Source organism: Pseudomonas nitroreducens NBRC 12694, from assembly GCF_002091755.1.
Taxonomy (GTDB): domain Bacteria; phylum Pseudomonadota; class Gammaproteobacteria; order Pseudomonadales; family Pseudomonadaceae; genus Pseudomonas; species Pseudomonas nitroreducens.
Window position 1 is genome coordinate 698,762 of the sequence record NZ_BDAI01000001.1, and the last position, 24,421, is coordinate 723,182.

General features: G+C 64.8%; 21 protein-coding genes and 5 tRNA genes. 10 read left to right on the forward strand and 16 right to left on the reverse strand.

From position 1 onward, the window contains the following. Nucleotides 1-8: 8 nt before the first annotated feature. A complete protein-coding gene (gene leuC, locus PNI01S_RS03235) occupies nucleotides 9-1,436 on the reverse strand; it encodes a 3-isopropylmalate dehydratase large subunit (RefSeq protein ID WP_024766912.1) in 1,428 nt (475 codons plus the stop codon). A gap of 166 nt (nucleotides 1,437-1,602) precedes the next feature. Between leuC and PNI01S_RS03240 the strand changes: the two genes are divergently transcribed. After that, nucleotides 1,603-2,496, forward strand: coding sequence for a LysR family transcriptional regulator (locus PNI01S_RS03240; protein ID WP_024766911.1), 894 nt, complete (start codon nucleotides 1,603-1,605; stop codon nucleotides 2,494-2,496). Nucleotides 2,497-2,608: 112 nt separating this feature from the next. Further along, on the forward strand, nucleotides 2,609-5,482 hold the full coding sequence (locus tag PNI01S_RS03245) for a sensor domain-containing protein (RefSeq protein WP_084357419.1): 2,874 nt from the start codon (nucleotides 2,609-2,611) through the stop codon (nucleotides 5,480-5,482). Nucleotides 5,483-5,488: 6 nt separating this feature from the next. On the opposite strand, the gene PNI01S_RS03250 is transcribed toward PNI01S_RS03245, so the two are convergent. Then, entirely contained in the window at nucleotides 5,489-6,112 is a 624-nt protein-coding gene (locus PNI01S_RS03250) for a helix-turn-helix domain-containing protein (RefSeq protein ID WP_037014620.1), read from the reverse strand. 111 nt (nucleotides 6,113-6,223) lie between these two features. Between PNI01S_RS03250 and PNI01S_RS03255 the strand changes: the two genes are divergently transcribed. From PNI01S_RS03255 to PNI01S_RS03265, 3 genes are read left to right on the forward strand one after another with little or no spacing between them, the layout of a single operon-like run. Continuing rightward, on the forward strand, nucleotides 6,224-7,336 hold the full coding sequence (locus PNI01S_RS03255) for an NAD(P)/FAD-dependent oxidoreductase (RefSeq protein ID WP_084357420.1): 1,113 nt from the start codon (nucleotides 6,224-6,226) through the stop codon (nucleotides 7,334-7,336). Between the two features lie 20 nt (nucleotides 7,337-7,356). Next, nucleotides 7,357-7,731, forward strand: coding sequence for a RidA family protein (locus PNI01S_RS03260; protein ID WP_024766907.1), 375 nt, complete (start codon nucleotides 7,357-7,359; stop codon nucleotides 7,729-7,731). A gap of 59 nt (nucleotides 7,732-7,790) precedes the next feature. After that, nucleotides 7,791-8,852 carry a YkvI family membrane protein gene (locus tag PNI01S_RS03265; protein WP_024766906.1) on the forward strand — a complete coding sequence of 354 codons (1,062 nt, stop codon included), beginning with the start codon at nucleotides 7,791-7,793 and terminating at the stop codon, nucleotides 8,850-8,852. Nucleotides 8,853-8,936: 84 nt separating this feature from the next. On the opposite strand, the gene PNI01S_RS03270 is transcribed toward PNI01S_RS03265, so the two are convergent. After that, the gene (locus PNI01S_RS03270) at nucleotides 8,937-9,383 is read right to left on the reverse strand and encodes an Hsp20 family protein (protein WP_024766905.1); all 447 of its coding nucleotides are present in this window, start codon (nucleotides 9,381-9,383) and stop codon (nucleotides 8,937-8,939) included. A gap of 147 nt (nucleotides 9,384-9,530) precedes the next feature. On the opposite strand from PNI01S_RS03270, the gene PNI01S_RS03275 reads away from it, so the two are divergent. Beyond that, nucleotides 9,531-10,277, forward strand: coding sequence for an SDR family oxidoreductase (locus PNI01S_RS03275; RefSeq protein WP_084357421.1), 747 nt, complete (start codon nucleotides 9,531-9,533; stop codon nucleotides 10,275-10,277). Between the two features lie 39 nt (nucleotides 10,278-10,316). Here the strand turns inward: PNI01S_RS03275 and PNI01S_RS03280 are convergent, their stop codons facing one another. The 11 genes from PNI01S_RS03280 to PNI01S_RS03330 form a co-directional block, all read right to left on the reverse strand. Continuing rightward, the gene (locus PNI01S_RS03280; protein ID WP_084357422.1) at nucleotides 10,317-11,276 is read right to left on the reverse strand and encodes a tRNA dihydrouridine synthase; all 960 of its coding nucleotides are present in this window, start codon (nucleotides 11,274-11,276) and stop codon (nucleotides 10,317-10,319) included. Between the two features lie 76 nt (nucleotides 11,277-11,352). Then, nucleotides 11,353-11,808, reverse strand: a complete 456-nt coding sequence (locus PNI01S_RS03285) for an acyl-CoA thioesterase (protein ID WP_024766902.1) — start codon at nucleotides 11,806-11,808, stop codon at nucleotides 11,353-11,355. After that, nucleotides 11,805-12,455 carry a bifunctional 4-hydroxy-2-oxoglutarate aldolase/2-dehydro-3-deoxy-phosphogluconate aldolase gene (locus PNI01S_RS03290; RefSeq protein ID WP_084357423.1) on the reverse strand — a complete coding sequence of 217 codons (651 nt, stop codon included), beginning with the start codon at nucleotides 12,453-12,455 and terminating at the stop codon, nucleotides 11,805-11,807. Before PNI01S_RS03290 ends, PNI01S_RS03285 begins: the two co-directional genes overlap by 4 nt. Nucleotides 12,456-12,623: 168 nt before the next feature. After that, entirely contained in the window at nucleotides 12,624-13,463 is an 840-nt protein-coding gene (locus tag PNI01S_RS03295) for an alpha/beta fold hydrolase (protein WP_084357424.1), read from the reverse strand. Between the two features lie 14 nt (nucleotides 13,464-13,477). Next, nucleotides 13,478-14,017: a TetR/AcrR family transcriptional regulator gene (locus PNI01S_RS03300; protein WP_024766899.1), complete on the reverse strand. Its 540-nt coding sequence runs from the start codon at nucleotides 14,015-14,017 to the stop codon at nucleotides 13,478-13,480. 166 nt (nucleotides 14,018-14,183) lie between these two features. After that, nucleotides 14,184-14,259 (reverse strand) — tRNA-Glu (locus PNI01S_RS03305). A 58-nt stretch (nucleotides 14,260-14,317) separates the two neighbouring features. Beyond that, nucleotides 14,318-14,393 (reverse strand) — tRNA-Ala (locus PNI01S_RS03310). 44 nt (nucleotides 14,394-14,437) lie between these two features. Then, nucleotides 14,438-14,513 (reverse strand) — tRNA-Glu (locus tag PNI01S_RS03315). Nucleotides 14,514-14,565: 52 nt separating this feature from the next. Then, nucleotides 14,566-14,641, reverse strand: a tRNA-Ala gene (locus PNI01S_RS03320). 281 nt (nucleotides 14,642-14,922) lie between these two features. Further along, nucleotides 14,923-16,407 (reverse strand): glutamate--tRNA ligase, encoded by a 1,485-nt coding sequence (gene gltX / locus PNI01S_RS03325; RefSeq protein WP_024767344.1) that lies wholly within the window; start codon nucleotides 16,405-16,407, stop codon nucleotides 14,923-14,925. Between the two features lie 61 nt (nucleotides 16,408-16,468). After that, on the reverse strand, nucleotides 16,469-17,389 hold the full coding sequence (locus PNI01S_RS03330; protein ID WP_024767345.1) for a LysR family transcriptional regulator: 921 nt from the start codon (nucleotides 17,387-17,389) through the stop codon (nucleotides 16,469-16,471). A 109-nt stretch (nucleotides 17,390-17,498) separates the two neighbouring features. Between PNI01S_RS03330 and PNI01S_RS03335 the strand changes: the two genes are divergently transcribed. Together PNI01S_RS03335 and PNI01S_RS03340 are read left to right on the forward strand one after the other, a co-directional pair. Beyond that, nucleotides 17,499-18,533: an HlyD family secretion protein gene (locus tag PNI01S_RS03335; RefSeq protein ID WP_024767346.1), complete on the forward strand. Its 1,035-nt coding sequence runs from the start codon at nucleotides 17,499-17,501 to the stop codon at nucleotides 18,531-18,533. Beyond that, nucleotides 18,523-20,082 carry an MDR family MFS transporter gene (locus PNI01S_RS03340; protein ID WP_037017955.1) on the forward strand — a complete coding sequence of 520 codons (1,560 nt, stop codon included), beginning with the start codon at nucleotides 18,523-18,525 and terminating at the stop codon, nucleotides 20,080-20,082. The genes PNI01S_RS03335 and PNI01S_RS03340 overlap by 11 nt, the downstream gene beginning before the upstream one ends. A gap of 30 nt (nucleotides 20,083-20,112) precedes the next feature. On the opposite strand, the gene uvrB is transcribed toward PNI01S_RS03340, so the two are convergent. Further along, nucleotides 20,113-22,128, reverse strand: a complete 2,016-nt coding sequence (gene uvrB, locus PNI01S_RS03345) for an excinuclease ABC subunit UvrB (RefSeq protein ID WP_084357425.1) — start codon at nucleotides 22,126-22,128, stop codon at nucleotides 20,113-20,115. Nucleotides 22,129-22,312: 184 nt separating this feature from the next. On the opposite strand from uvrB, the gene PNI01S_RS03350 reads away from it, so the two are divergent. After that, the gene (locus PNI01S_RS03350; RefSeq protein ID WP_084357426.1) at nucleotides 22,313-23,509 is read left to right on the forward strand and encodes an amino acid aminotransferase; all 1,197 of its coding nucleotides are present in this window, start codon (nucleotides 22,313-22,315) and stop codon (nucleotides 23,507-23,509) included. Between the two features lie 69 nt (nucleotides 23,510-23,578). After that, a tRNA-Asn gene (locus PNI01S_RS03355) sits at nucleotides 23,579-23,654 on the forward strand. A gap of 246 nt (nucleotides 23,655-23,900) precedes the next feature. Here the strand turns inward: PNI01S_RS03355 and PNI01S_RS03360 are convergent. Continuing rightward, nucleotides 23,901-24,248 (reverse strand): ComEA family DNA-binding protein, encoded by a 348-nt coding sequence (locus PNI01S_RS03360; protein WP_084357427.1) that lies wholly within the window; start codon nucleotides 24,246-24,248, stop codon nucleotides 23,901-23,903. Nucleotides 24,249-24,421: the final 173 nt, after the last annotated feature.

The following is a 24,421-nucleotide window of genomic DNA, read 5'->3' on the forward strand; positions in this document are numbered from 1 at the left end:
CGGTCTCCTCAGGCCTGCATCAATTCACGTACGTCGATGAAACGACCGGTCACCGCAGCGGCAGCGGCCATCGCCGGGCTCACCAGGTGAGTACGACCACCGGCCCCCTGGCGGCCTTCGAAGTTGCGGTTGGAGGTGGAAGCGCAATGCTCGCCGCTCTCCAGGCGGTCCGGATTCATCGCCAGGCACATGGAGCAGCCCGGTTCACGCCACTCGAAGCCGGCTTCGATGAAGATCTTGTCCAGGCCTTCCTGTTCGGCCTGCGCCTTGACCAGGCCCGAGCCCGGCACGACCAGCGCCTGCTTGACGGTGGCGGCAACCTTGCGACCCTTGGCCACGGCGGCAGCGGCGCGCAGGTCTTCGATGCGCGAGTTGGTGCAGGAGCCGATGAACACGCGGTCCAGCTGGATATCGGTGATCGCCTGGTTGGCGTTCAGGCCCATGTACTTGAGGGCGCGGGTGATGGAGTCGCGCTTGACCGCATCGGCTTCGGCAGCCGGATCCGGCACGTTCTGGTCGACGGCCAGGACCATCTCGGGCGAGGTGCCCCAGCTGACCTGCGGCTTGATGTCCTCGGCACGCAACTCGACGATGGTGTCGAAGTGCGCATCGGCGTCGGAAACCAGGTCGCTCCAGGCCTCCACGGCCTTGTCCCAGTCGCTGCCTTGCGGCGAGAACGGACGGCCCTTCACGTACTCGATGGTCTTCTCGTCGCACGCCACCATGCCGACGCGGGCGCCCGCCTCGATGGACATGTTGCAGATGGTCATGCGGCCTTCCATGGACAGGTCGCGGATGGCGCCGCCGGCGAATTCCAGGGCATGGCCGTTGCCGCCCGCGGTGCCGATCTTGCCGATCACCGCGAGGACGATGTCCTTGGCTGTCACGCCGAAGGGCAACTTGCCCTCTACGCGAACCTGCATGTTCTTCATCTTCTTGGCGACCAGGCACTGGGTGGCGAGCACATGCTCCACCTCGGAGGTGCCGATGCCGTGGGCCAGCGCACCGAAGGCGCCGTGGGTCGAGGTGTGCGAGTCGCCGCAGACCACGGTCATGCCCGGCAGGGTCGCGCCCTGCTCCGGGCCGACTACGTGGACGATGCCCTGGCGGACGTCGTTCATCTTGAATTCGAGGATGCCGAAGTCATCGCAGTTCTCGTCCAGGGTCTGGACCTGGATCCGCGACACTTCGTCGGCGATGGCCTGGAGGCCGCCCTTGCGCTCGGCCTGGGTGGTCGGCACGTTGTGGTCCGGGGTGGCGATGTTCGCATCGATGCGCCACGGCTTGCGACCCGCCAGGCGCAGGCCTTCGAAGGCCTGCGGGGAAGTCACTTCGTGAAGGATGTGGCGGTCGATGTAGATGAGCGACGAACCATCGTCACGGCGCTTCACCTCGTGCATTTCCCAGAGTTTGTCGTAGAGCGTCTTGCCGGCCATCAGAGAGTCCTCATCAGCGTCTTTCTATGCCCCTAGGGCTTGTGAGGATGATGCTATGGGTTGTCGTCGAATAACTCAAATTCATATTTTTTATCCAAAGGATTCCCACGAGGAATACGGTGCGATATAAAAGTCTGGCGCCGTATCCAGAGCGCAGGGAGTCGACATGGACCTGACCAGCCTCAACACCTTCCTCGCCATCGCCGAGTCCGGCAGCTTCTCCGAAGCCGGCGAGCGCCTGCACCTGACGCAGCCCGCGATCAGCAAGCGCATCGCCGCCCTGGAGAACCAGTTGGGAGTGCGCCTGTTCGACCGCGTAGGCCGCGAGGTGACCCTGACCGAATCCGGTCGCGCCCTGCTGCCCCGTGCCTACCAGATCCTCAATGTGCTGGACGACACCCGCCGCGCCCTGACCAACCTCAACGGCGAGGTGAGCGGCCGGCTGGTCCTGGCCACCAGTCACCACATCGGCCTGCACCGCCTGCCGCCGCTGCTGCGCGCCTTCACCAAGGCCCACCCGCAGGTCGCGCTGGATATCCAGTTCTGCGACTCGGAAGTAGCCTACGAAGAGATTCTCCATGGCCGCGCCGAACTGGCCGTGATCACCCTGGCACCGGAAACCGCCGAGCCGGTGCGCGCCGTGCCGGTCTGGGATGACCCGCTGGACTTTGTCGCCGCCCCCGAGCACCCGCTGTCGGTACAGGGCCCGGTATTCCTCGCCGACGTGGCGCGGCACCCGGCGGTGTTCCCCGGCGGCAACACCTTCACCCACCACATCGTGCGGCGCATGTTCGAAGCCGAAGGCCTGACGCCGAACATCGGCATGAGCACCAACTACATGGAGACCATCAAGATGATGGTCTCCATCGGCCTGGCCTGGAGCGTACTGCCGCGTACGATGCTGGATGACAGCGTCGTACGCCTGCCGCTGCAGGACATCCAGCTCAGCCGTCAGCTCGGCTACATCCTGCATACCGAGCGCACCCTGTCCAACGCCGCGCGGGCCTTCATGCGCCTGCTCGACGCCCAGGCGGCGGGGCTTGCACCCGTCGCGGCCTAACCTCTATTGTTCTGACAGAATTAGAAGAAGGGGCCCGAATGCCCGTCCGCACGCCACCATGCGTTAGCCGGCCCCACTTGGCCGGTGCCGCCAGCTGCCGGGGAAGCGCCGCATGAGCCGCGTTCCGCGCACGCCCCCGTTCGCTACCGACGGCCAGGACCAGTTCGCCAAAGCCTTTCACACCGCGCCCGACGCCATGGTCATCACCGACCGGGACAGCGGAAAATTCCTCGAACTCAACGCCAGTTTTGTCGACCACTTCGGCTGGAGCCGCGAGGAAGCGCTCGGCCGCACCTCGGTGCAGCTCGGCCTGTGGCGCAGCCTCGACGAGCGCCAGCGGATGCTCGACAGGATCGCCGCCGAGCAACAGCTCGACGGCTTCGAAGTCAACCTGCTGACCCGTACCGGCGAAGTCCGCAGCGCTCGCGTCTACGGCTGCCAGATCGAACTGGACGACCATCCCTGCCTGGTCCTGACCGTCCGCGACATTACCCGTGTGCGCGCCCAGGAACAGGCCCTGCGCGACAGCCAAGAGCGCCTCGACCTGGCGCTGGACTCCGCACAACTGGGCATCTGGGACTGGCATATTCCCAGCGGCCTGCTCTACGGCTCCGCCCGCGCCGCCGTTCTGCACGAATTGCCTGACCGGGATTTCCACGGGCCCTTCGGCGAATTCTTCGCCTGCGTCGACAAGACCGACCGCGCGCGCATGCGCCAGGCCTACGCCCGCCTCGCCCGCGGCCCGGAGAACGACTACCAGTTCACCTACCGCGCCCAGCTCGACTCCGGCGAAGTCCGCTACCTGGAGAGCCGCGCCCGCCTCTACCGCAATACCAGCGGCAAGCCGCTGCGCATGGCCGGCACCCTGCTCGACATCACCGAGCGCGTGCTCCGCGAGCGCAGCCTGCAAGCCTCGGAGGAGAAGTTCGCCAGTCTGTTCCAGGGCAGCCCGGACCCGATCTGCGTCTCACGAGTGCGCGACGGCGAGTTCGTGGAAGTGAACCCGAGCTTCTGCAGCACTTTCGGCTGGCTCGCCGAGGACATCATCGGCCGCTCGTCCCACCAGGTCACCTTCTGGGCCGATCATCACCAGCGCTCGCGCCTGTTCGAGCAACTGATGCGCGACCACGCGCTGCAGAATGTCGAAGTACAGTTCCTCACCCGCGAAGGCCAGACCATCACCTGCATGGTCGCCAGCCGGCTGATCTGGGTCGACCGCCAGTTGTGCATCCTCTCCAGCTTCCGTGACGTCACCCGGCGCCTGCAGGCCGAGGCCGCGCTCAAGGCCAGCCAGGAGAAGTTCGCCAAGGCATTCCACTCCAGCCCCGACGCTATCACCATCACCGAGCGCGACACCGGCCGCTACATCGAGGTCAACGAAGGCTTCCACCGCCTCACCGGCTACCGCACCGAGGAGGTTATCGGGCAGACGGCACTGGGCATCAATATCTGGGCCGACCCGGACGAGCGCCTGAACATGATCGCCGCGCTCAACCGCGACGGCTTCGTCCACCATCTGGAAATGCGTGGCCGCCACCGTGACGGCACGATCAAGACGGTCGACGTGTCGGTGGAACCGATCGAACTGGGCGGCGTGAATTGCCTGCTGCTCACCGCCCGCGACACCAGCGAGCTGCGCGAGGCCGAGGCACGCATCCAGCACCTCGCCTACCATGACGCCCTGACCGACCTGCCCAATCGCGCCCTGCTGATGGATCGCCTCAAGCAGCAGATCGCCCTGCTCCAGCGCCACAGCCTGCGCGGTGCGCTGCTGTTCCTCGACCTGGACCACTTCAAGCACATCAACGATTCCCTCGGCCACTCCGTCGGCGACTCCATCCTGCAGATGGTCACCGCGCGCCTGGAGGCCAGCGTGCGCCAGGAAGACACCGTGGCCCGCCTGGGCGGCGACGAGTTCGTGGTGCTGATCACCGGTATCGAAGGCAGCCGACTGGAAACCGCCCAGCAGGTGCGCCAGCTGGCAGAAAAACTGCGCGACCTGCTGGCCGAGCCGATGCTGCTCGACGGCCACCGCCTGCAGATCACCCCGAGCATCGGCATAGCGCTGATCCCCGACGACGGCGCCACCCCGGACGACCTGCTCAAGCGCGCCGACATCGCCATGTACCGCGCCAAGGACGCCGGGCGGAACACCGTGCAGCTGTTCCACGAATCCATGCAGCAGGCCGCCAGCGAGCGCCTGCGCCTGGAGAACGGCCTGCGCATGGCCCTCGCCCGGCGTGAATTCAACCTGCACTACCAGCCGCAGGTGGACACCCGCGATTCACGCATCGTCGGCGCCGAAGCATTGCTGCGTTGGCGCCACCCGATTCTCGGCCCGCAATCGCCGGCCAGTTTCATCCGCGTACTGGAGGACAGCGGGCTGATCGTCGAAGTCGGCCAGTGGGTCATCGAGGAAGCCTGCCGTACCGGCGCGCAGCTGCTCGCCGAAGGCCGCATCGACATCGAGAATTTCAGCCTGAGCGTGAACATCAGCCCGCGGCAGTTCCGCCAGAGCGATTTCGTCGAGCGCCTGCTGGCGCTGCTGCACAAGACCAGGCTGCCGCCCAGCCTGCTCAAGCTGGAGATCACCGAGGGCATCGTGATCCAGCAACTGGACGACACCATCGCGCGCATGCAGCGCCTGCGCGAGGCCGGCGTGCGTTTCGCCATGGATGACTTCGGCACCGGCTACTCATCGCTCACCTACCTCAAGCGCCTGCCGGTGGACAGCCTGAAGATCGACCAGAGCTTCGTGCGCGACGCGCCCAACGACAGCAACGATGCGGAAATCGTCCGCGCCATCATCGCCATGGGCCACAGCCTCGGACTGGAACTGGTGGCCGAAGGGGTGGAAACCCCGGAGCAGCTGGCGCTGCTGGCCGAGCAGGGTTGCCACCTGTACCAGGGCTACCTGTTCAGCCGCCCGGTACCGCTGGAGGAGTTCATCGCGCTGCTGCCCAGCCGCGAGCAACAGGCGACCTGAAGCCCGCTACTCGGCGGGCCGCGACTCCGACATCACGACCATCACCTGCGCCTCGTCGGCCTCGCCATCGTTGAGATAAAGATGGCCGACGCTGCTGTCGAAATAGGCCGTCTCGCGCAGGCCGATGCTCACCGACTCGCCCGTCTCGAACTGGATCCGCACGCGGCCGGCCACCACCATGGCGAACTCCTGACCGGGGTGGCGAACGTAGTCGTCGAATTCGCCGACCTCGCGGGCAAAGATGCGCGCGTACAGCGGCGTCATATTGCGCTGTGGGAAATCGCCGGCAATCGGGTAGTACTCATACCCCCCAGTGTCGTAGCCGGCAGCATCGTCGACGCGAGTCTTCACGAAAGTCTTAAGACCCGCCAGGACGCCGACGGCCGGCAGCGGGCGGAACAACTGAGCGATATCCACCTGCAGCGCGCGGGCGGCGGCAGCCAGCTTGTCGTAGCTCACCGCGACCTGCGCCAGCTCCATCTTCGACAAGGTGGAAACCGCTACGCCAGACAGGTCGGAGAGCTGTTTCAGGGTCAGCTTCTGTTGCTTGCGAACTGCCCGCAGACGCGCTCCGACTTCGTCTCGATCCAGCTGCTGGGGCTTGGGTAGTGCTTGGGCGGTTTCGCTCATGGGACTTCTCGTGAGGGGGCCGACGAAAGTTTACCGGGCCTTGCCTTTGTCGCAAAAATTCTCATATCTTAGATTTCTCACATAAGAGAAATCACTCAGAAGGCCCTTGCAGTGAGCCATTTCGATTTCGTCATCATCGGCGCCGGCATTGCCGGAGCCTCCCTCGCCTACCGCCTGAGCGAGACGCACAAGGTGCTGGTACTGGAACGCGAAGAACAGCCCGGCTACCACGCCACCGGGCGTTCGGCCGCCATGTTCATGGAGGCCTACGGCACGCCGCAGATCCAGGCGCTGACCCGTGCCAGCCGCGCCTTCTACGAGCATCCGCCGGCCGGTTTCAGCGAGCACCCGATCCTCACCCCGCGCGGCTGTCTGTACATCGGCGGCCCCGAGCACATCGAGTTGCTGAACCAGGCCGAAGCTACGCCCGGCGTGGAGCGCATCAGCACCGAAGAAGCCCTGGAGCGCCTTCCCTGCCTTCGCGCGGACGCGATCATCGGTGCGCTCTACGAGCCCGACGCCCGCGATCTCGACGTACACGCCCTGCACCAGGGCTATCTGCGCGCGCTGCGCCAGCGCGGTGGCGAGCTGCGCTGCAACCGTGAGCTGCTGTCGGCTGACTATGCGGATGGCGCGTGGACGCTCGAACTCAGCCAGGCCGAAACCGTCCACGCCACGCAACTGGTCAATGCCGCCGGCGCGTGGGCCGACCATGTGGCCGAGCGCTCAGGCATCCGCCCAATCGGCCTGCAACCCTGCCGCCGTACCGCCTTCACCTTCCCGGCGCCCGACGGCGCGGACATCAGCCAGTGGCCGACGGTGATCGGCATCGACGAAAGCTTCTACTTCAAGCCCGATGCCGGCCAATTGCTCGGCTCCCCCGCCAACGCCGACCCGGTGGAAGCGCAGGACGTGCAGCCCGAGGAACTCGATATCGCCCTGGGCGTGTACCACATCGAGGAGCACACCACCCTGGCGATCCGTCGGCCGAACCATAGCTGGGCCGGCCTGCGCTCCTTCGTCTCCGACGGCGATCTGGTGATTGGTGCGGATGCACAGAACCCGGCGTTCTTCTGGCTGGCCGCCCAGGGCGGCTACGGCATCCAGTCCGCCGACGGCGTTTCGCGCCTGGCCCAATCGCTGCTGCTCGGCCAGCCGCTCCCCGAATCCCTGCGCCAGGAAGGCGTCGATCCCCAGCGCCTGGACCCGGCGCGCCTGCGTTGAATTCCCCCGGAGACTTACCCATGAGCGATATCCAGCGTTACCCCAGCAGCCTGCCCTTCCCCTTCTCCCGCGCGGTGAAAGCCGGCGGCTTCCTGTTCCTCTCCGGACAGGTGCCGATGACCGCAGACGGTCAGGTGGTGAAAGGCGACATCCAGACCCAGACCGAGGCAGTGATGACCCGCATCGCCGAGAGCCTGGAAGCCTGCGGCGCGAACTTCTCCCAGGTGGTGAAGGCCACCGTGTGGCTGTCGGACATGTCCCACTTCGCCGGATTCAACGAAGTCTACAAGCGCTACTTCGACCAGGGCCTGCCGGTGCGTTCCTGCGTGGCGTCCGCCCTGGCACTGGGCGTGGACGTCGAGGTGGAAATCCAGGCCTACGTCGGCCAGGCGTAAGCCCTTTTGAGGTCCGGCGCTGAGCCGGGCCGCCCCATAACAACAACAGAGTCTCGATCATGAAAACCAGTCTCAAGCTCGGCGGTGCGTACATCGGCCTGGTGGTGGGCGTCGGCTTCGCCTCGGGCCAGGAGATCCTCCAGTTCTTCGGCGGCTTCGGCATCATGGGCCTGGCCGGCGGCCTGGTGGCGCTGGCGCTGTTCGCCTTCCTGCTGATGAACCTCTACCAGATCGGCAGCCGCCTGCAGACCCAGTCGCACAAGGAAGCCATGGAGTTCATCTGTGGCAAGCCGCTGGGCCGTGTCGTCGACCTGATGCTGACCTTCTTCCTGTTCGGCACCATGGTGGTCATGTTCGCCGGGGCGAACTCGTCCTTCGAGCAGCAACTGGGCATCGGTCATTCCATCGGCGGGATCGTCCTCGGCGTGCTGACCATCATCACCGTGTGCATGGGCCTGAAGCGGGTGATCACCCTGATGAGCCTGATCACCCCGGTACTGATGATCATCGTCGCAATCATCGCCATCTACGCGCTGACACACATCCAGAAGCCGCTGGCGGAGCTGGAGCAGATCGCCCTCGCCGTGCCGCACCCGGCGCCCAACTGGCTGCTCGGCGCGTTGCTCTACGTCTCCTACAACGTCGCCGCCACCGCGGCCGCCGTGGTGGTGATGGGGGGCAGCGTGGCGAACCTGCGCACTGCCGCGCTGGGCGGCGTGTTCGGTGGTATCGGCGTCGGCGTGCTGATCCTCGCCATGGCGCTGGTCATGCTGGTGCAGATCGACGTGATCGGTGGCAGCGCCATTCCCACCCTGCTGCTGAGCAACAACATCGCCCCCTGGTTCGGCGACGTGATGCTCGCCCTGCTGCTGGTGAAGCTGTATTGCACCACCAGCGGTTTCGCCTACACCCTGGCCGCGCGCTGCGCTGCCTACGGCGTGCCCTTCCGCGTGGCGACCGTGGTCGCGGTGGTGCTCGCCTTCATCGCCAGCCAGGTCGGCTTCGTCAGGTTGGTGGGGCTGGTCTACCCGGCCATGGGTTACCTGGGCTTCGTGCTGATGGCAGCCATCGTCATCGCCTGGTGGCGCAATCGCTCGGCGCCGCTGGAGCAAAATGCCTGATCGAGGCACGAACGAAAACGCCCGTCTCTGTCGAGACGGGCGTTTTGCTTTGCGGCTACGAACCGGCTAGCGCCGGGGCGTTGCTCAGCCTTCGATGGCCGGGCGCTGGCCGTTGATGGCAATCCGCTTGGGCTTGGCTTCTTCCGGAACGATACGCACCAGCTCGACGCTGAGCAGGCCGTTCTTCAGCGACGCGCCCTGGACCTCGATATGGTCGGCGAGGCGGAACGACAGCTTGAAGGCGCGCTGGGCAATGCCCTGGTGCAGGTAGGTGACGCTCTCGGAAGCCTTTTCGCGCTTGCCGCCGTTGACGGTCAGCACGCCGCGCTCCACTTGCAGCTCCAGGTCTTCCTCCTGCAGGCCGGCAGCGGCGATGACGATGCGGTACTGGTCGTCACCATGCTTCTCGACGTTGTAGGGCGGGTAGGAACTGCCGCTTTCACTGCGCAGGGCGGATTCGAACAGATCGTTGAAACGATCGAAGCCGACGGACTGGCGGAACAGCGGGGCGAGGGAAAGGACGTTGCTCATTGCGAATCTCCTGAAAATTTCAGCAAGGTATGATCGGGAGCCTGTCTTCAGAACTCCGTTGCGGGACCCGACTTCGGCCTCCCGCAGGAACATAGATTGGGCTGCTCGAATCCATTTCAAGCCCCCTTCGCCACAGGACGATTTTCCATGCTCAAGGTCATGCTGATCACCGGCGCCAGTCGCGGCATCGGCGCCGCCACCGCCCTGCTCGCCGCGGAGCGCGGCTACGCCGTGGCGATCAATTATCGTCGCGAACGCGAGGCCGCCGATGAGTTGGTGACACAAATCACAGGGGCTGGCGGCAAGGCACGCGCCTTCGCCGCCGACGTGGCGAACGAGAGCGATGTGCTGCAGCTGTTCCGAGAAGTGGACGAAGCCTTCGGCCGCCTCGACGTGCTGGTGAACAACGCCGGCATCCTCGAGCGCCAGATGCGCCTGGAAGACATGGACGTGGCGCGCCTGCAGCGGGTATTCGCGGTGAATGTCACCGGCACTTTCCTCTGCTGCCGCGAGGCGATCAAACGCATGGCGCGCAAGCACGGCGGCAACGGTGGCAGCATCGTCAACGTATCGTCCATGGCCTCGCGCCTGGGCTCGCCCAACGAGTACATCGACTACGCCGCCGCCAAGGGCGCCGTGGACAGCCTGACCATCGGCCTGGCCAAGGAAGTGGCGGCAGAAGGCATCCGCGTGAATGCCGTGCGGCCTGGGCTGATCAAGACCGAAATCCATGCCAGTGGCGGCGAACCCGGGCGTGTGGAGCGCCTGCAAGCGGCGATTCCGCTGGGGCGTGGCGGTGAGGCTGAGGAAGTGGCGCGGGCGATCCTGTTCCTCGCCTCGGACGAGTCCAGTTATTCCACCGGCAGTTTCGTCGACGTCAGCGGCGGCCGCTGATTCGGTGTAATCGTGGCGCTCGCTCCTGCGAAGAGCAGATCAGGCGGCCGCTTCGATCTCGACCTGCAGCATCCGATCCAGCACGTCGCAATCGTGCTCGCGGCGTACCTGGGCGAATAGCTCCACGGCCTCGGGATAACTGCGGGTAAGCATCCCCAGCCACTGCTTCAGGCGCCCGGGCGCATAGCGCGGTGCCAGCTTGCGCCGGGCCTGGCGCCAGAAGTCGTCGAGCAGCACGCGCACTTCCGACCAGGGCATCGGCACCACCTCGCGGCCGTCACGCCACGCGGCGATCTGCCGGGCCAGATCGGGGCGCGAAACCAGCCCACGGCCGAGCATGATGTCCGCCACGCCGCTGATGGAACGGCAGCGATGGTAATCCTCGAGCGTCCAGACTTCGCCATTGGCGAACACCGGAACCTTCACCGCATCCGCTACTTTCGCCACCCACTCCCAATGCGCGGGCGGCTTGTAACCATCGGCCTTGGTCCGGGCGTGTACCACCACATGGGCGGAACCGGCGTCGGCCAGGGCGCGGGCGCAATCGATGGCGCCGTCCGGGCTGTCGTAGCCCAGGCGCATCTTCGAGGTCACCGGAATGTGCGCAGGCACCGCACGGCGCACGGCCTCGATGATGCTGAACATCAGCTCGGGCTCCTTGAGCAGCACCGCGCCGCCACGGGAGCGGTTCACTGTCTTGGCCGGGCAGCCGAAATTCAGGTCGATCACCGGCGCACCCAGTTCGCAGGCCTGCACGGCGTTCTCCGCCAGCAGTTGCGGGTCGGAGCCGAGCAGTTGCACACGCATCGGCACGCCGGCGCGCGTCTTGCTGCCGTGCACCAGTTCCGGGGCGAGCGCCAGGAAGGACGACGGCGGCAGCAGTCGGTCATTGATGCGGATGAATTCGGTGACGCACCAGTCGATGCCGCCGACGCGGGTCAGCACATCGCGGAGGATGTCATCTACCAGCCCCTCCATCGGGGCCAGGGCGATCTGCACGGGGGAATCTCGGGCTATGGCGAAGGCCGCGGATTGTAGGGAATGCGCCGCGCCGGGAAAAGCGCGGCGCGACGGATCACGCGCCAGCGGCCAGGGTGTCCGGGGAGAGCAGAGCGCGGCCGTAACCTTCGATGAACTCCGCTGGCATGCGCTTGGGTTTGCCGGTGGATAACTCGATGCAGACGAAGGTGGTCTGCGCGCGCAGGAGGGTCAGGGCGTCCGCCGGGCGCACCAACTGGAAGTAGCGGGTCATCTTCAGGCGCTGGTCTGACTCGACGATCCAGGTCGCCAACTGCAACTGATCACCTTCGTAGGCGGCGGCCAGGTAGTCCACTTCGTGGCGGACCACGGCCATGGCGCGGTCCAGCCGGCGATACTCGGCCAGGTCCAGCCCGAGTTTCTGCGAATGCCGCCAGGCGCAGCGCTCCAGCCAGCTGACGTACACCGCGTTATTGGCGTGACCGAGACCGTCGATGTCCTCGGACTTGACCTCGATATCGATGACGAACGGATCGGGTAACCGCCAACTCATGAAGCATGCTCCAGGCTTGCAGCCAGCGCGCGCGCCTCGCTGGCCAATTGGGTGATCTGATCCCAGGCGCGGGCGCGTACCAGGCTGGGCGGTGCGATCCAGGTGCCTCCGACGCAGGCGACATTGGGCAGGCGCAACACGTTGAGCAGGTTTTCCTGGGTAATCCCGCCGGTCGGGCAGAAGCGGATGCCGGCGAAGGGTGCCTTGAGGCTCTTGAGCATCTTGATCGCGGCATTGCCGTCGGCGGGGAAGAGCTTCAGCGAGCGATATCCGTACTCCAGCGCCACCAGCACCTCGGAGGGCGTCATCACGCCCGGCAGGAACGGCAGCTTCGCATCGTCGGCGGCGGCTACCAGGCGCGGCGTGCAACCGGGGCTGACGGCGAACTGGGCGCCGGCATCGCGGGCTTCCTGGAATTGCTCGGTGTGGATCAGGGTACCGGCACCGACGATCATCTCCGGCAGCTCGCGGCGGATCTCCGCGACCGCATCCAGCGCCTGCGGCGTGCGCAGGGTCACTTCCAGCACCCGTACACCCCCCTCATACAGTGCACGGGCCAGGTCGGCGGCCAGCGCCACATCGTCGATCACCAGCACCGGCATGACAGGGCGTGCCTTCTGCAGTACCCAATCCAGCGACAGATTCATGCATTCCCCCCAATCGACCACCCGCGTGCGCAAGACCTCGCGCCCAGGCCGGGGCGGCCGGAAATGCCCGAAAGTCTACGCCAGCGCGCCGGGCCTGACGACCCGCAAGGGGCCATCACGAAACGAAAACGGCGGCCTGTAGCCGCCGTCATCACCAGGGTGAATGACTCAGGAAACCAGGGCCAGGGGCAGCGGCTCCTCGACCGCTTCCAGCAACTCGAGGATCGCGTCGATGACGGCTGCGTCCGCCATCACCCGGTGATGTCCGCCAGCGGGCAGGCGCAGCAGCCGGCTTTGCGGCCAGGCTTCATGGATGGCCACCGCCTCGCTCACGCGCACGTAGCGGTCATCCTCGGCGTGAACCACCAGGCCAGGAAAGTCCAGCTGATAGCGCGCCACATCCAGTTGTCTGGCGGCAATCCCCGCGCGGCTTTCGATCATCCGGATGAAGCGCGAGCGCGCTACCGGCGGCAAGCCGACGACGCTGGAGAAACCCCGCAGGACGCCGAGCACATTGCTGGGTGCACCGATGGTGACCAGCGTTTCGGTACGCAAGCCCATCTGGGTGGCCAGCAAGGCGCTGGCGCCGCCCATGGAATGGCCGATCACGGCGCGCAGCGGAGGCAGCTCGCCAGCCGCCTCAAGGAGCGCACGGGCGAACAGCACGATATCCGCTTCCCGACCGGGCGAGCGCCCATGCGCCGGTCCGTCCAGGGCGATCACGCCATAACCGGCCCCCACCAGATTCTCGATCAGCGTGGCGAACTGGGTCGGCCGCCCTTCCCAACCGTGCATCAGCAACACAGCCGGCCCTTCTCCCCAGCGCAACGCGGACAAACCAAAGCGCAGGGTCACGCGCTCCGAGCTGGCCAGCAGCGGCAGCTCCCAGTCACGCGGCGCATGTTCATTAGGCGTCACGAACAGCTCACGCATGCGCCCCGCCGCCCATTGCGGCGCCACGCGCCCCAGGGTGGCATTGATGCCTCGAACCCAGCTCAGGCTATTCATTTTTTCGCACCTCCTCAGACCACCGCTTTCTTCGCGGCACGCAGGACGCGATCGGACAGGTCGCCGTCGCCCAGGGCCCGTGCCAGCGCCAAGCCACCAATCATCAGGGCCATGTCGCTGAGCACCGTGTCGATCTCTTCAGGACGCCCGGCCAAAGCCGCGACCATCAATTCCACGTGCTCTTCCAGGGTCTGGCGGAAAGCTTCCGGGAGGTTGGCCACCTCGTTGAGCGAACTGGGAATCGGGCAACCCTCCTCCTCGGTATCGCGATGCTTGCGCGACAGGTAGAACTGCGCCGTCAGCGCGCGGCGCTCTGCGAAGCTCAACTTCGGATCGAAGCGCTTGAGCCCTTCGCGACGCTTGGCAAGCAGTTCGCGGAAGGCTTCCAGCATCAGCGCATCCTTGCTCTCGAAGTGCGAATAGAAACCGCCCACCGTCAGCCCCGCCGCCGACATCACCTCGCCCACGCTCGGGCCGACCGGGCCACGCTGCAGCAGCGCGCTGGTGGCGGCAGAGAGGATGCGTTCGCGGGTCTGGGCTTTCTTGTCGCTCATGGCGGGCCTCCGGCTGAAATATTATGGATAGAATATTATTCACATAATAAAAATCGGCAAGCAGAAGTTGCGACCGCCGGTCGGGAGAAATTTTTCGGAGAGGGATAAAAACAAAAGGGCCACTGAAAGTCTCAGTGGCCCTATAGGCATCGCAGAGCGATAAAAATGGCGTCCCCTAGGGGACTCGAACCCCTGTTACCGCCGTGAAAGGGCGGTGTCCTAGGCCACTAGACGAAGGGGACATATCCTTCGAAGAAACCCACCAGGCGGTGGATTCTGGCTTCATCCCGTATGGGAATTTGGTGGAGCTAGACGGGATCGAACCGTCGACCTCTTGCATGCCATGCAAGCGCTCTCCCAGCTGAGCTATAGCCCCAGATGACTCTGGCTGACGACGCGAACGCATCGTCGCTGGAATAGTGGCGTCCCCTAGGGGACTCGAACCCCTGTTACCGCCGTGAAAGGGCGGTGTCCTAGGCCACTAGACGAAGGGGACGCAAAACCTTCGATTTCAGCTCCGCTCGGACAAACGAAGCTTACTGGTAATTTGGTGGAGCTAGACGGGATCGAACCGTCGACCTCTTGCATGCCATGCAAGCGCTCTCCCAGCTGAGCTATAGCCCCAAAGTACCGCTGGATCTACCGTTCCGCTTCGCTCTGTCAGTTCAGTTCGTCGCTGGAACGGGGCGCATCTTAGGGGCGAGGCGAACCCCTGTCAACAACATTTTTTCAGATTTCTTATTTTTTTCTCCCACAGAACAATCACTTAAGTGACCACCGCGGTTTCCGGCCGGCGAAATCCGCGGCTCGCCTGCCCTCCCCCGGTACGTCCGCAATCAACGACGCCGGTGTGAAAAAAGGCCGGAGCTTTGCAGCGTCCGGCCTTTTTCAGTGGAGGAAAGAACTCAGGAGCCGATGGCGTCGCGAATCTTTTCCCACTCCTTGGCTTCTTTCTTCGACGCACCACCCAGCAGTTCCAGGGCCTGGCGCAGGCGATAGCGCGACAGGTCGGCGCCGAGGATTTCCATGGCGTCGAGCACCGACACCGAACTGGCCTGACCGGTGATGGCCGGGAACATCAGCGGCATCACGTCACGCAGCTTGAGACCCAGGTGTTCGGCCACCGCCTGGATGGTCGCGGTGATGCGATCCTTTTCCCACTGGCGCAGCGCTTCGAGCTTCCACAGGACCAGTTGCAGCACCTGGCGAACCTGGGTGGCATCGAGTTTCTTGTGCTCGAATAGCTTGGCGTCCAGCGGCACGCCGCCGCTGAAGAAGAAACCGGCCAGCGGAGCGATCTGGCTGAAGTTCTCCACGCGGCCTTGCACGTGCGGGGCGATCTTCATCAGGTACTCGGGGTTGAGCGCCCACTTCTGCACTTCCTTCGCGAAGTCCTCGACGGACAGCTCGCGGATCCACTGGCCGTTCAGCCAGGAGAGCTTCTCGATATCGAAGATCGGCCCGCCCAGCGACACGCGGGACAGGTCGAAATGCTCGATCATCTCCGCCAGGCTGAACTTCTCGCGCTCGTCAGGCATGGACCAGCCCATGCGGCCGAGGTAGTTCAGCAGCGCCTGGGGCAGCAGGCCCATGCGCTCGTAGAAGGTGATGGAGGTAGGATTCTTGCGCTTGGACAGCTTGCTCTTGTCCGGGTTGCGCAGCAGCGGCATGTAGCACAGCACCGGCTGTTCCCAGCCGAAGTACTCGTAGAGCTTGATCAGCTTGGGCGCCGAAGGCAGCCACTCTTCGCCGCGCAGGACGTGGGTGATGCCCATCAGGTGGTCGTCGACCACGTTGGCGAGGAAGTACGTGGGCAGGCCGTCGGCCTTCATCAGCACCTGCATGTCCATGCGGTCCCACGGGATTTCCACGTCGCCACGGAGCATGTCCGGCACCACGCAGACGCCCTCGGTCGGCACCTTCATGCGCACCACGTGGGACTCACCGGCGGCGATGCGCTTGGCCGATTCCTCTTTCGGGATGTGCATGCAATGGCCGTCGTAGCGCGGGGTTTCCTTGCGCGCCTGCTGCTCGGCACGCAGCGCGTCGAGGCGCTCGGAGGAGCAGAAGCAGGGGAAGGCGTGGCCCTTGTCGACCAGCTCGTCGCTGTACTGCTTATAGATGGCGCCGCGCTCGCTCTGCCGATACGGGCCGTGCGGGCCGCCGACGTCCGGGCCCTCATCCCACTCGATACCCAGCCAGCGCAGTGCGTCGAAGATCTGCTGTTCCGACTCGCGGGTCGAACGCACCTGGTCGGTGTCCTCGATACGCAGGATGAACTGACCGCCGTGCTGGCGGGCGAAGCAGAGGTTGAACAGCGCGATATACGCGGTGCCGACGTGCGGGTCACCGGTGGGAGACGGCGCGATACGGGTGCGGACTGTGGTCATGAAGGCTCTCGTGTGCAGCAATTCTTCGTGTGAAGCGGACAGCGCGCGACGGCGCACGCGCTCATGGGTGCGATGGTATCAGGCGGGCCGCCTTCGGCTCCAGCCAGCGACCGGGATCGATGGGCAGGTTGTTGATCAGGAAGTCGAGGAAGGCCTTCACCTTCATCGCCTGGAAGCGCCGCGACGGGTACACCGCGTACAACTCGCCCACCGGCAGCTGGATCTGCGGTAACACCCGGACCAGACGCCCGCTGGCCAGCTCCTCGTCGACGATGAGTTCCGGCAGCGAGGCGATTCCCGCCCCCGCCAGCACGGTTTCGCGGGCGAAGGTGATGTTGTTGCAGGACAGCACCCGGTGGCACGGCACGGTTTCCCCGCGCAGTGGCCAGTAGCGCTGGGAGTCGGCCTGCAACAGCACGGCGCGGTGGCCGGCGAGCTCCTCGACGGTCTCGGGGCGGCCGTGCAGCTCCAGGTAATCCGGGCTGGCGCACAGGCAGCGGTTGGTGGTGAGCATGCGCCGGGCGATCAGCGTCGAGTCTTCCGGCTGGCCGACCATGATGACGATGTCCACGCCCTCCTCCAGCGGATCGACGTTGCGCGAGGTCAGCTCGACCTCGGCGGTGATCTGTGGATAAAGGTTCATGAAATCGCCCAGCACCTTGGCCAGGTACATCTGGCCGAACTCGATGGGCGCGGTGATTCGCAACAATCCCGAAGGCGCCTGCTGCAACTGCATCACCGCCTGCTCCGCCTCAGCGAAGTCGTGCATGATCTGCCGGCAGCGGTCGTAGTAGGCCTGACCCACTTCGGTCAGGCGCAGCTTGCGGGTGGTGCGGTTGATCAGGCGCACGCCCAGGCGCTCCTCCAGCAGCGCGATACGCCGGCTCACCGTCGACTTCTGCATGCCCAGGCTGTGCGCGGCCTGGGTGAAACTGTGCAGCTCCACGACGCGGGTGAAGATCAGCGCATCATCCAGCCCCATGATTGTTCCCTATAAGCAACAAAGTTTCCGAAGTGTAGCGGCTACGTGCTGCCACGGAACACTGTTACATTGGCAAACATTTTTTGGCCAACCAAACGCTCGTTTACCTATGCCCGCACAATTACAACGCCGCCTGACCGTGTTCTTCGTCATCCTCGCCGTGGTCGCCCTCGCCTTCCTGGCGCGCTGGTACTTCATCGGCCGCTTCGTCGAGACCACCGACAACGCCTACGTGCAGGGCGAGATCACCCGCATTGCCAGCCAGCTCGGCGCCCGCGTCGACGAGGTACTGGTGCAGGACAACCAGCACGTGGAGAAAGGTCAGTTGCTGGTGAAGCTGGAAGCTGCTGATTTCCAGCTCGCCCTGGACCGCGCCAAGGCCACCCTGGCCACCCGCGAGGCGGAGCTGGAGCAGGCGCGCAGCAAGCTCAAGGGCCAGACCAGCATGATCGCCGCCAGCGCGGCCGACGTGAACGCCAGCCAGGCCACCCTCGGCCGCACCGAAGTCGATCTCGGCCGCGCCCAGGCGCTGCGCAAGCCCGGCTACGTGTCGGAAGAACGCGTCACCACCCTGGCCGCCGACTCCAACGTCGCCCGCTCCCAGGTGGCCAAGGCCCAGGCCGACCTGCAGGCCCAGCGCGTACAGCGCGAAACCCTGGGCACCGATGTCCAGCGCCTGCAGGCGCAGATCGAAAGCGCCCGCGCCGACATCACCCAGGCCGAGATCAACCTCGCCCGCACCGAAATCCACGCGCCGGTCAGCGGCCTGGTCGGCCAGCGCGGCGCCCGTGTCGGCCAGTACGTGCAGGTTGGCAGCCAGTTGCTGTCGCTGGTGCCGGACGACGGCATCTGGGTCCAGGCCAACTTCAAGGAAACCCAGATCGGCAAGATGCGCCCCGGCCAGACCGCCAGGCTGGTGTTCGACTCCTTCCCCGACCAGCCCATCGAAGGCCAGGTACAGAGCCTGTTCGCCGCCTCCGGCGCGCAGTTCAGCCTGCTGCCGCCGGACAACGCCACCGGCAACTTCACCAAGGTGGTGCAGCGCATTCCGGTCAAGATCACCTTCGCCGACGACAACCCGCTGAAGGGCCTGATCCGCCCAGGCATGTCCGTCGAGGCCGAGGTCGAGCTGCGTGTCCGCTGATGCCCTGGTGCGGCCAGTCGGGGAGCCGACCCGCCGCGACTGGATCGCCGTGTTCAGCGCCATGCTCGGCGCGTTCATGGCGGTCCTCGACATCCAGATCACCAACTCCTCGCTGAAGGATATCCAGGGAGCGCTGGCCGCCACCCTGGAAGAAGGCTCGTGGATTTCCACCTCCTACCTGGTGGCGGAAATCATCATGATCCCGCTCACTGCCTGGCTGGTGCAGTTGCTCTCGGCGCGCCGGCTGGCGTGGATGATCTCGGTCGGCTTCCTGTTCTCCTCGCTGCTCTGCTCGTTCGCCTGGAACCTGGAGAGCATGATCGTGTTCCGCGCCATGCAGGGCTTCACCGGCGGCGCGCTGATCCCGCTGGCCTTTACCCTGGCGCTGATCAAGCTGCCGGAACACCACCGTCCCAAGGGCATGGCGCTGTTCGCCATCACCGCTACCTTCGCGCCCTCCATCGGGCCAACCCTGGGCGGCTGGCTGACTGAGAACTTCGGCTGGGAGTACATCTTCTACATCAACATCCCGCCGGGCCTGTTGATGATCGCCGGCCTGCTCTACGGCCTGGAGAAGAAGCCGCCGCACTGGGAGCTGCTGAAAAGCACCGACTACGCCGGCATCGTCACCATGGCCATCGGTCTGGGCTGCCTGCAGGTGTTCCTGGAAGAAGGCCACCGCAAGGACTGGCTGGAATCGAACCTGATCGTCAGCTTGGGCAGCATTGCCCTGGTCAGCCTGATTCTGTTCGTGATTCTGCAGACCTCGCGGCCCAACCCGCTGATCAACCTGGGCATCCTGCGCAACCGCAACTTCGGCCTGTCGAGTATTTCCAGCATCGGCCTGGGGATGGGGCTGTACGGTTCGATCTACGTGCTACCGCTGTATCTCGCGCAGATCCAGGGCTACAACGCCATGCAGATCGGCGAGGTGATCATGTGGATGGGCGTGCCGCAGCTGTTCCTCATCCCGCTGATCCCCAAGCTGATGAAGATCATCGAGCCGCGCCTGCTCTGCGCCATGGGCTTCGGCCTGTTCGGCATGGCGAGCTTCTTCTCCGGCGTGCTCAACCCGGACTTCGCCGGCCCGCAGTTCAATCAGATCCAGCTGTTGCGCGCCCTTGGCCAGCCGATGGTGATGGTCACCATCTCGCTGATCGCCACCGTCTATCTGCAACCGCAGGACGCCGGTTCGGCCTCCAGCCTGTTCAACATCCTGCGCAACCTCGGCGGCGCCATCGGCATCGCGCTGCTGGCAACCCTGCTGGATAGCCGCGCCAAGGTCTATTACGACTACCTGCGTGAAGCGGTGGTGCCGGTGAACGGTGCAGTGGACGAGCGCCTGGCGCAGCTGACCTCGCAACTGGGAACGCAGCAGGCGGCGCTGGGCAAGATCAGCGAGATCGTCCACCAGCAGGCGGCGATCATGGCCTACAACGATGCCTTCCATGCCATTGGCATTGTGCTGGCAGTCAGCATGGTGGCAGTGTTGCTGACGCGCCCGCTGCCGGCGGGCGTGGGTTCTGGAGCTGCGGCCGGGGCGCACTGAGTCCCAAGCCTCGCTCCTACAAAGAGTCGATCAGCCCATCGACACGATGCGGTCGCGCAACTTGCCGATCTCGTCACGCACGCCAGCGGCGGCCTCGAACTCCAGGTCGCGGGCCAACTGGTACATGCGCTCTTCCAGCTGCTTGATGCGTTTGCCGATCTCTTCCGGCGTACGCGGCTCGTTGTCGTAGCGGCCGCTCTCCTCCGCGACTTTCGCCAGGCTGCGGCGCTTGCCCTTGGCGCCCGGCACCACGGCACCTTCGAGGATGTCCTTGATATCCTTGGTGACGCCCTTGGGCACGATGCCGTGCGCTTCGTTGAAGGCCACCTGCTTGGTGCGGCGGCGCTCGGTCTCGTTGATCGCCCGCTGCATCGAGCCGGTGATGTTGTCGGCGTAGAGGATCGCCTTGCCGTGCAGGTTCCGCGCGGCGCGGCCGATGGTCTGGATCAGCGAGCGCTCGGAACGCAGGAAGCCCTCCTTGTCCGCATCGAGGATGGCCACCAACGCCACTTCCGGCATGTCCAGCCCCTCACGCAGCAGGTTGATGCCCACCAGTACGTCGAACTTGCCCAGGCGCAGGTCGCGGATGATTTCCACCCGCTCCACGGTGTCGATGTCCGAGTGCAGGTAGCGCACGCGCACGTCGTGGTCGCCCAGGTAGTCGGTCAGATCCTCGGCCATGCGCTTGGTCAGGGTGGTGACCAGTACGCGCTGATCCAGTGCCACACGCTTGCCGATCTCAGAGAGCAGGTCGTCCACCTGGGTGGTCGCCGGGCGGATTTCCACCTCCGGATCGACCAGGCCGGTGGGGCGCACCACCTGCTCGATCACACGACCAGCGTGTTGCTCTTCATACGGGCCGGGCGTCGCCGAAACGAAGATGGTCTGCGGGCTGATCGCCTCCCACTCCTCGAAGCGCAGCGGCCGGTTGTCCAGCGCCGATGGCAGGCGGAAGCCGTATTCCACCAGGGTTTCCTTGCGCGAGCGGTCGCCCTTGTACATGGCGCCGACCTGGGGAACGCTGACGTGGGACTCGTCGATCACCAGCAGGGCGTTATCAGGCAGATAGTCATAAAGAGTCGGAGGCGGCTCGCCAGGACCACGCCCGGAGAGGTAGCGCGAGTAGTTCTCGATACCGTTGCAGTAGCCCAGTTCGAGGATCATCTCCAGGTCAAAGCGCGTGCGCTGCTCCAGTCGCTGGGCTTCCACCAGCTTGTTGTTGGTGCGCAGGTAGTCCAGGCGCACCTTCAGCTCGGCCTTGATCTGCTCCACCGCCTCCAGCAGCGTCTCCCGCGGGGTCACGTAGTGGCTCTTGGGGTAGAAGGTGAAGCGCGGCAGCTTGGTGAGCACTTCGCCGGTCAATGGGTCGAAGGCGGCGATGTTCTCCACTTCGTCGTCGAACAGCTCGACGCGGATGGCCTCCAGGTCCGACTCCGCCGGGAAGATATCGATCACGTCGCCGCGCACGCGGAAGGTCGCGCGGGCGAAATCCATGTCGTTGCGGGTGTACTGCAGGCTGGTCAGGCGGCGCAACAGCTCGCGCTGATCCATCTTGTCGCCGCGATCCAGGTGCAGGACCATCTTCAGGTAGGACGCCGGGTCGCCCAGGCCATAGATCGACGACACGGTGCAGACGATGATCGCGTCCTCGCGCTCCAGCAGCGCCTTGGTCGCCGACAGCCGCATCTGCTCGATGTGGTCGTTGATCGAGGAATCCTTCTCGATGTAGGTGTCCGAGGACGGCACATAGGCCTCGGGCTGGTAATAGTCGTAGTAGGAGACGAAGTACTCCACCGCGTTGTTCGGGAAGAAGGTCTTGAACTCGCCGTACAACTGCGCGGCCAGGGTCTTGTTCGGCGCCAGCACCATGGTCGGGCGCTGTACCTGGGAAATGACGTTGGCGATGCTGAAGGTCTTGCCGGAGCCGGTCACCCCCAACAGCGTCTGGTGCGACAGGCCCGCTTCCAGCCCCTCAACCATCTGTCGGATGGCTTCTGGCTGATCGCCAGCGGGCTTGAAGCGCGAATCCAGCTGGAATAACGACATGGGAACCTCGCTTTGACGTGTGACGCTTCGGTCGCCAAAGCGTCATACCAGTCGAAAAGCATGCGCGACAACTCGCCGCCTGCCATAGAGGCCTATATAATACCGGCCCGTCGACGCAACCCCCAGCGCCGTGAGCGGGTGGGTTGCAATTGCACTTCACTCCCGCCTTAGAGCTGCTGCCAAAATGAGTCTGTTCTCCGCTGTCGAAATGGCCCCCCGCGACCCGATCCTGGGCCTGAACGAAGCTTTCAACGCCGATACCCGTCCGGGCAAGATCAACCTGGGCGTGGGCGTGTATTACAACGAGGAAGGTCGCCTCCCGTTGCTGCGCGCCGTCCAGGCCGCGGAGAAGGCCCGCATCGAAGCCCACGCTCCGCGCGGCTACCTGCCGATCGAAGGCATCGCCGCCTACGATTCGGGCGTGCAGAAGCTGCTGTTCGGCACTGATTCCGAGCTGCTGGCCGAAGGCCGCGTGGTCACCACCCAGGCCGTCGGCGGCACCGGCGCGCTGAAAACCGGCGCCGACTTCCTCAAGCGCCTGCTGCCCAACGCCACCGTCGCCATCAGCGACCCGAGCTGGGAAAACCACCGCGCCCTCTTCGAAGCCGCCGGCTTCCCGGTGCAGAACTACCGTTACTACGACGCCGCCACCCACGGCGTGAACCGTGCCGGCCTGCTGGAAGACCTCAACGCCCTGCCCTCGCAATCCATTGTCGTTCTGCACGCCTGCTGCCACAACCCGACCGGCGTCGACCTGACCCTGGACGACTGGAAGCAGGTGCTGGACGTGCTCAAGGCCAAGGGCCACGTGCCGTTCCTCGACATCGCCTACCAGGGCTTCGGTGACGGCATCGACGAAGACGCCGCCGCTGTGCGCCTGTTCGCCCAGTCGGGCCTGAACTTCTTCGTCTCCAGTTCCTTCTCCAAGTCGTTCTCGCTGTACGGTGAGCGCGTTGGTGCCCTGTCGGTCGTGACCGATAGTCGTGAGGAATCCGCCCGCGTCCTGTCCCAGGTCAAGCGCGTGATCCGCACCAACTACTCCAACCCGCCGACCCACGGCGCCAGCGTCGTCGCTTCCGTCCTGAACAGCCCGGAGCTGCGTACGGTATGGGAAGAAGAACTGGGCGAGATGCGCACCCGCATTCGTGCCATGCGCGAAGCCATGGTCGCCCAACTGGCAGCCCAGGGCGCCAAGCGCGACTTCGGCTTCGTTGCCCAGCAGCGCGGCATGTTCTCCTACTCCGGTCTGACCGCCGAGCAGGTTGAACGCCTGAAGAACGAATTCGGCATCTACGCCGTCGGCACCGGCCGCATCTGCGTGGCCGCGCTGAACAACGGCAACCTGGACACCGTCACCCGCGCCATCGTCCAGGTGCTGTAAAAAATTAAGGGGAAGTCATCGCCTGATTGTTGACTTCCCCTTCTTAATCAGTAAGATACGCACCGTTGTTCCGCGATAGCTCAGTCGGTAGAGCAAATGACTGTTAATCATTGGGTCCCTGGTTCGAGTCCAGGTCGCGGAGCCAAATTCTAAGCCCTCGGCACATGCCGGGGGCTTTTTTATTGGGCCTCCGGACTCCTCGGGACTACGTCCCAGGCAATTCCCCCTTCGAGGCCGCGCTGAAGCGCGTTCGGCTGACGCCGTCGAGTCCAGGTCGCGGAGCCCAAATTCGCAGCCCTCGGCACATGTCGTGGCTTTTTCTTTGGACTCGAAAAAGTCTTCAATGAAAAAGCCGGTCGACGACCGGCCTTTTCATTCCAACTGGCAAAGCTCAGAGCGAAATCTTGTCGCGATTCTTGTCCAGCGTACCCTTGCCGATGCCCTTTACTTCCAGCAATTGATCGACCGTGGTGAACGGCCCGTTGGTTGTGCGGTAGTCAACGATAGCCTGTGCTTTCACCTTGCCGATGCCTTTCAGGGAATGCTGCAACTCTTCAGCCGATGCAGTGTTGATATTCACGGCCGCCATCTGGGCAATAGGCGCCTTCTCGGCCGAAACTGTGGTTTCGGCTGAGGGTTTTACGGCCGGAGCCCCATTGGTGGCTGCCAGAGCGGCTCCACCGAACGAGAGGCCCGCCAACAGAATCAGACTTGTAACGGAAAGCAGACTCTTCTTCATGGATCGTTCCTTGATGCAACAGGTTTCGAGGCAGGCGCGATTGCGCTGCCTGGAAAACATATCGCCAGGAACACCGGTGAAAACGCCGGTTTAGAGAGTCGGCGGCAGATTCCGGCGCCGCCGACAGTTCACCAAGAAAGGACTGACATGACTCGCAGACGCAGCAGCGGCGC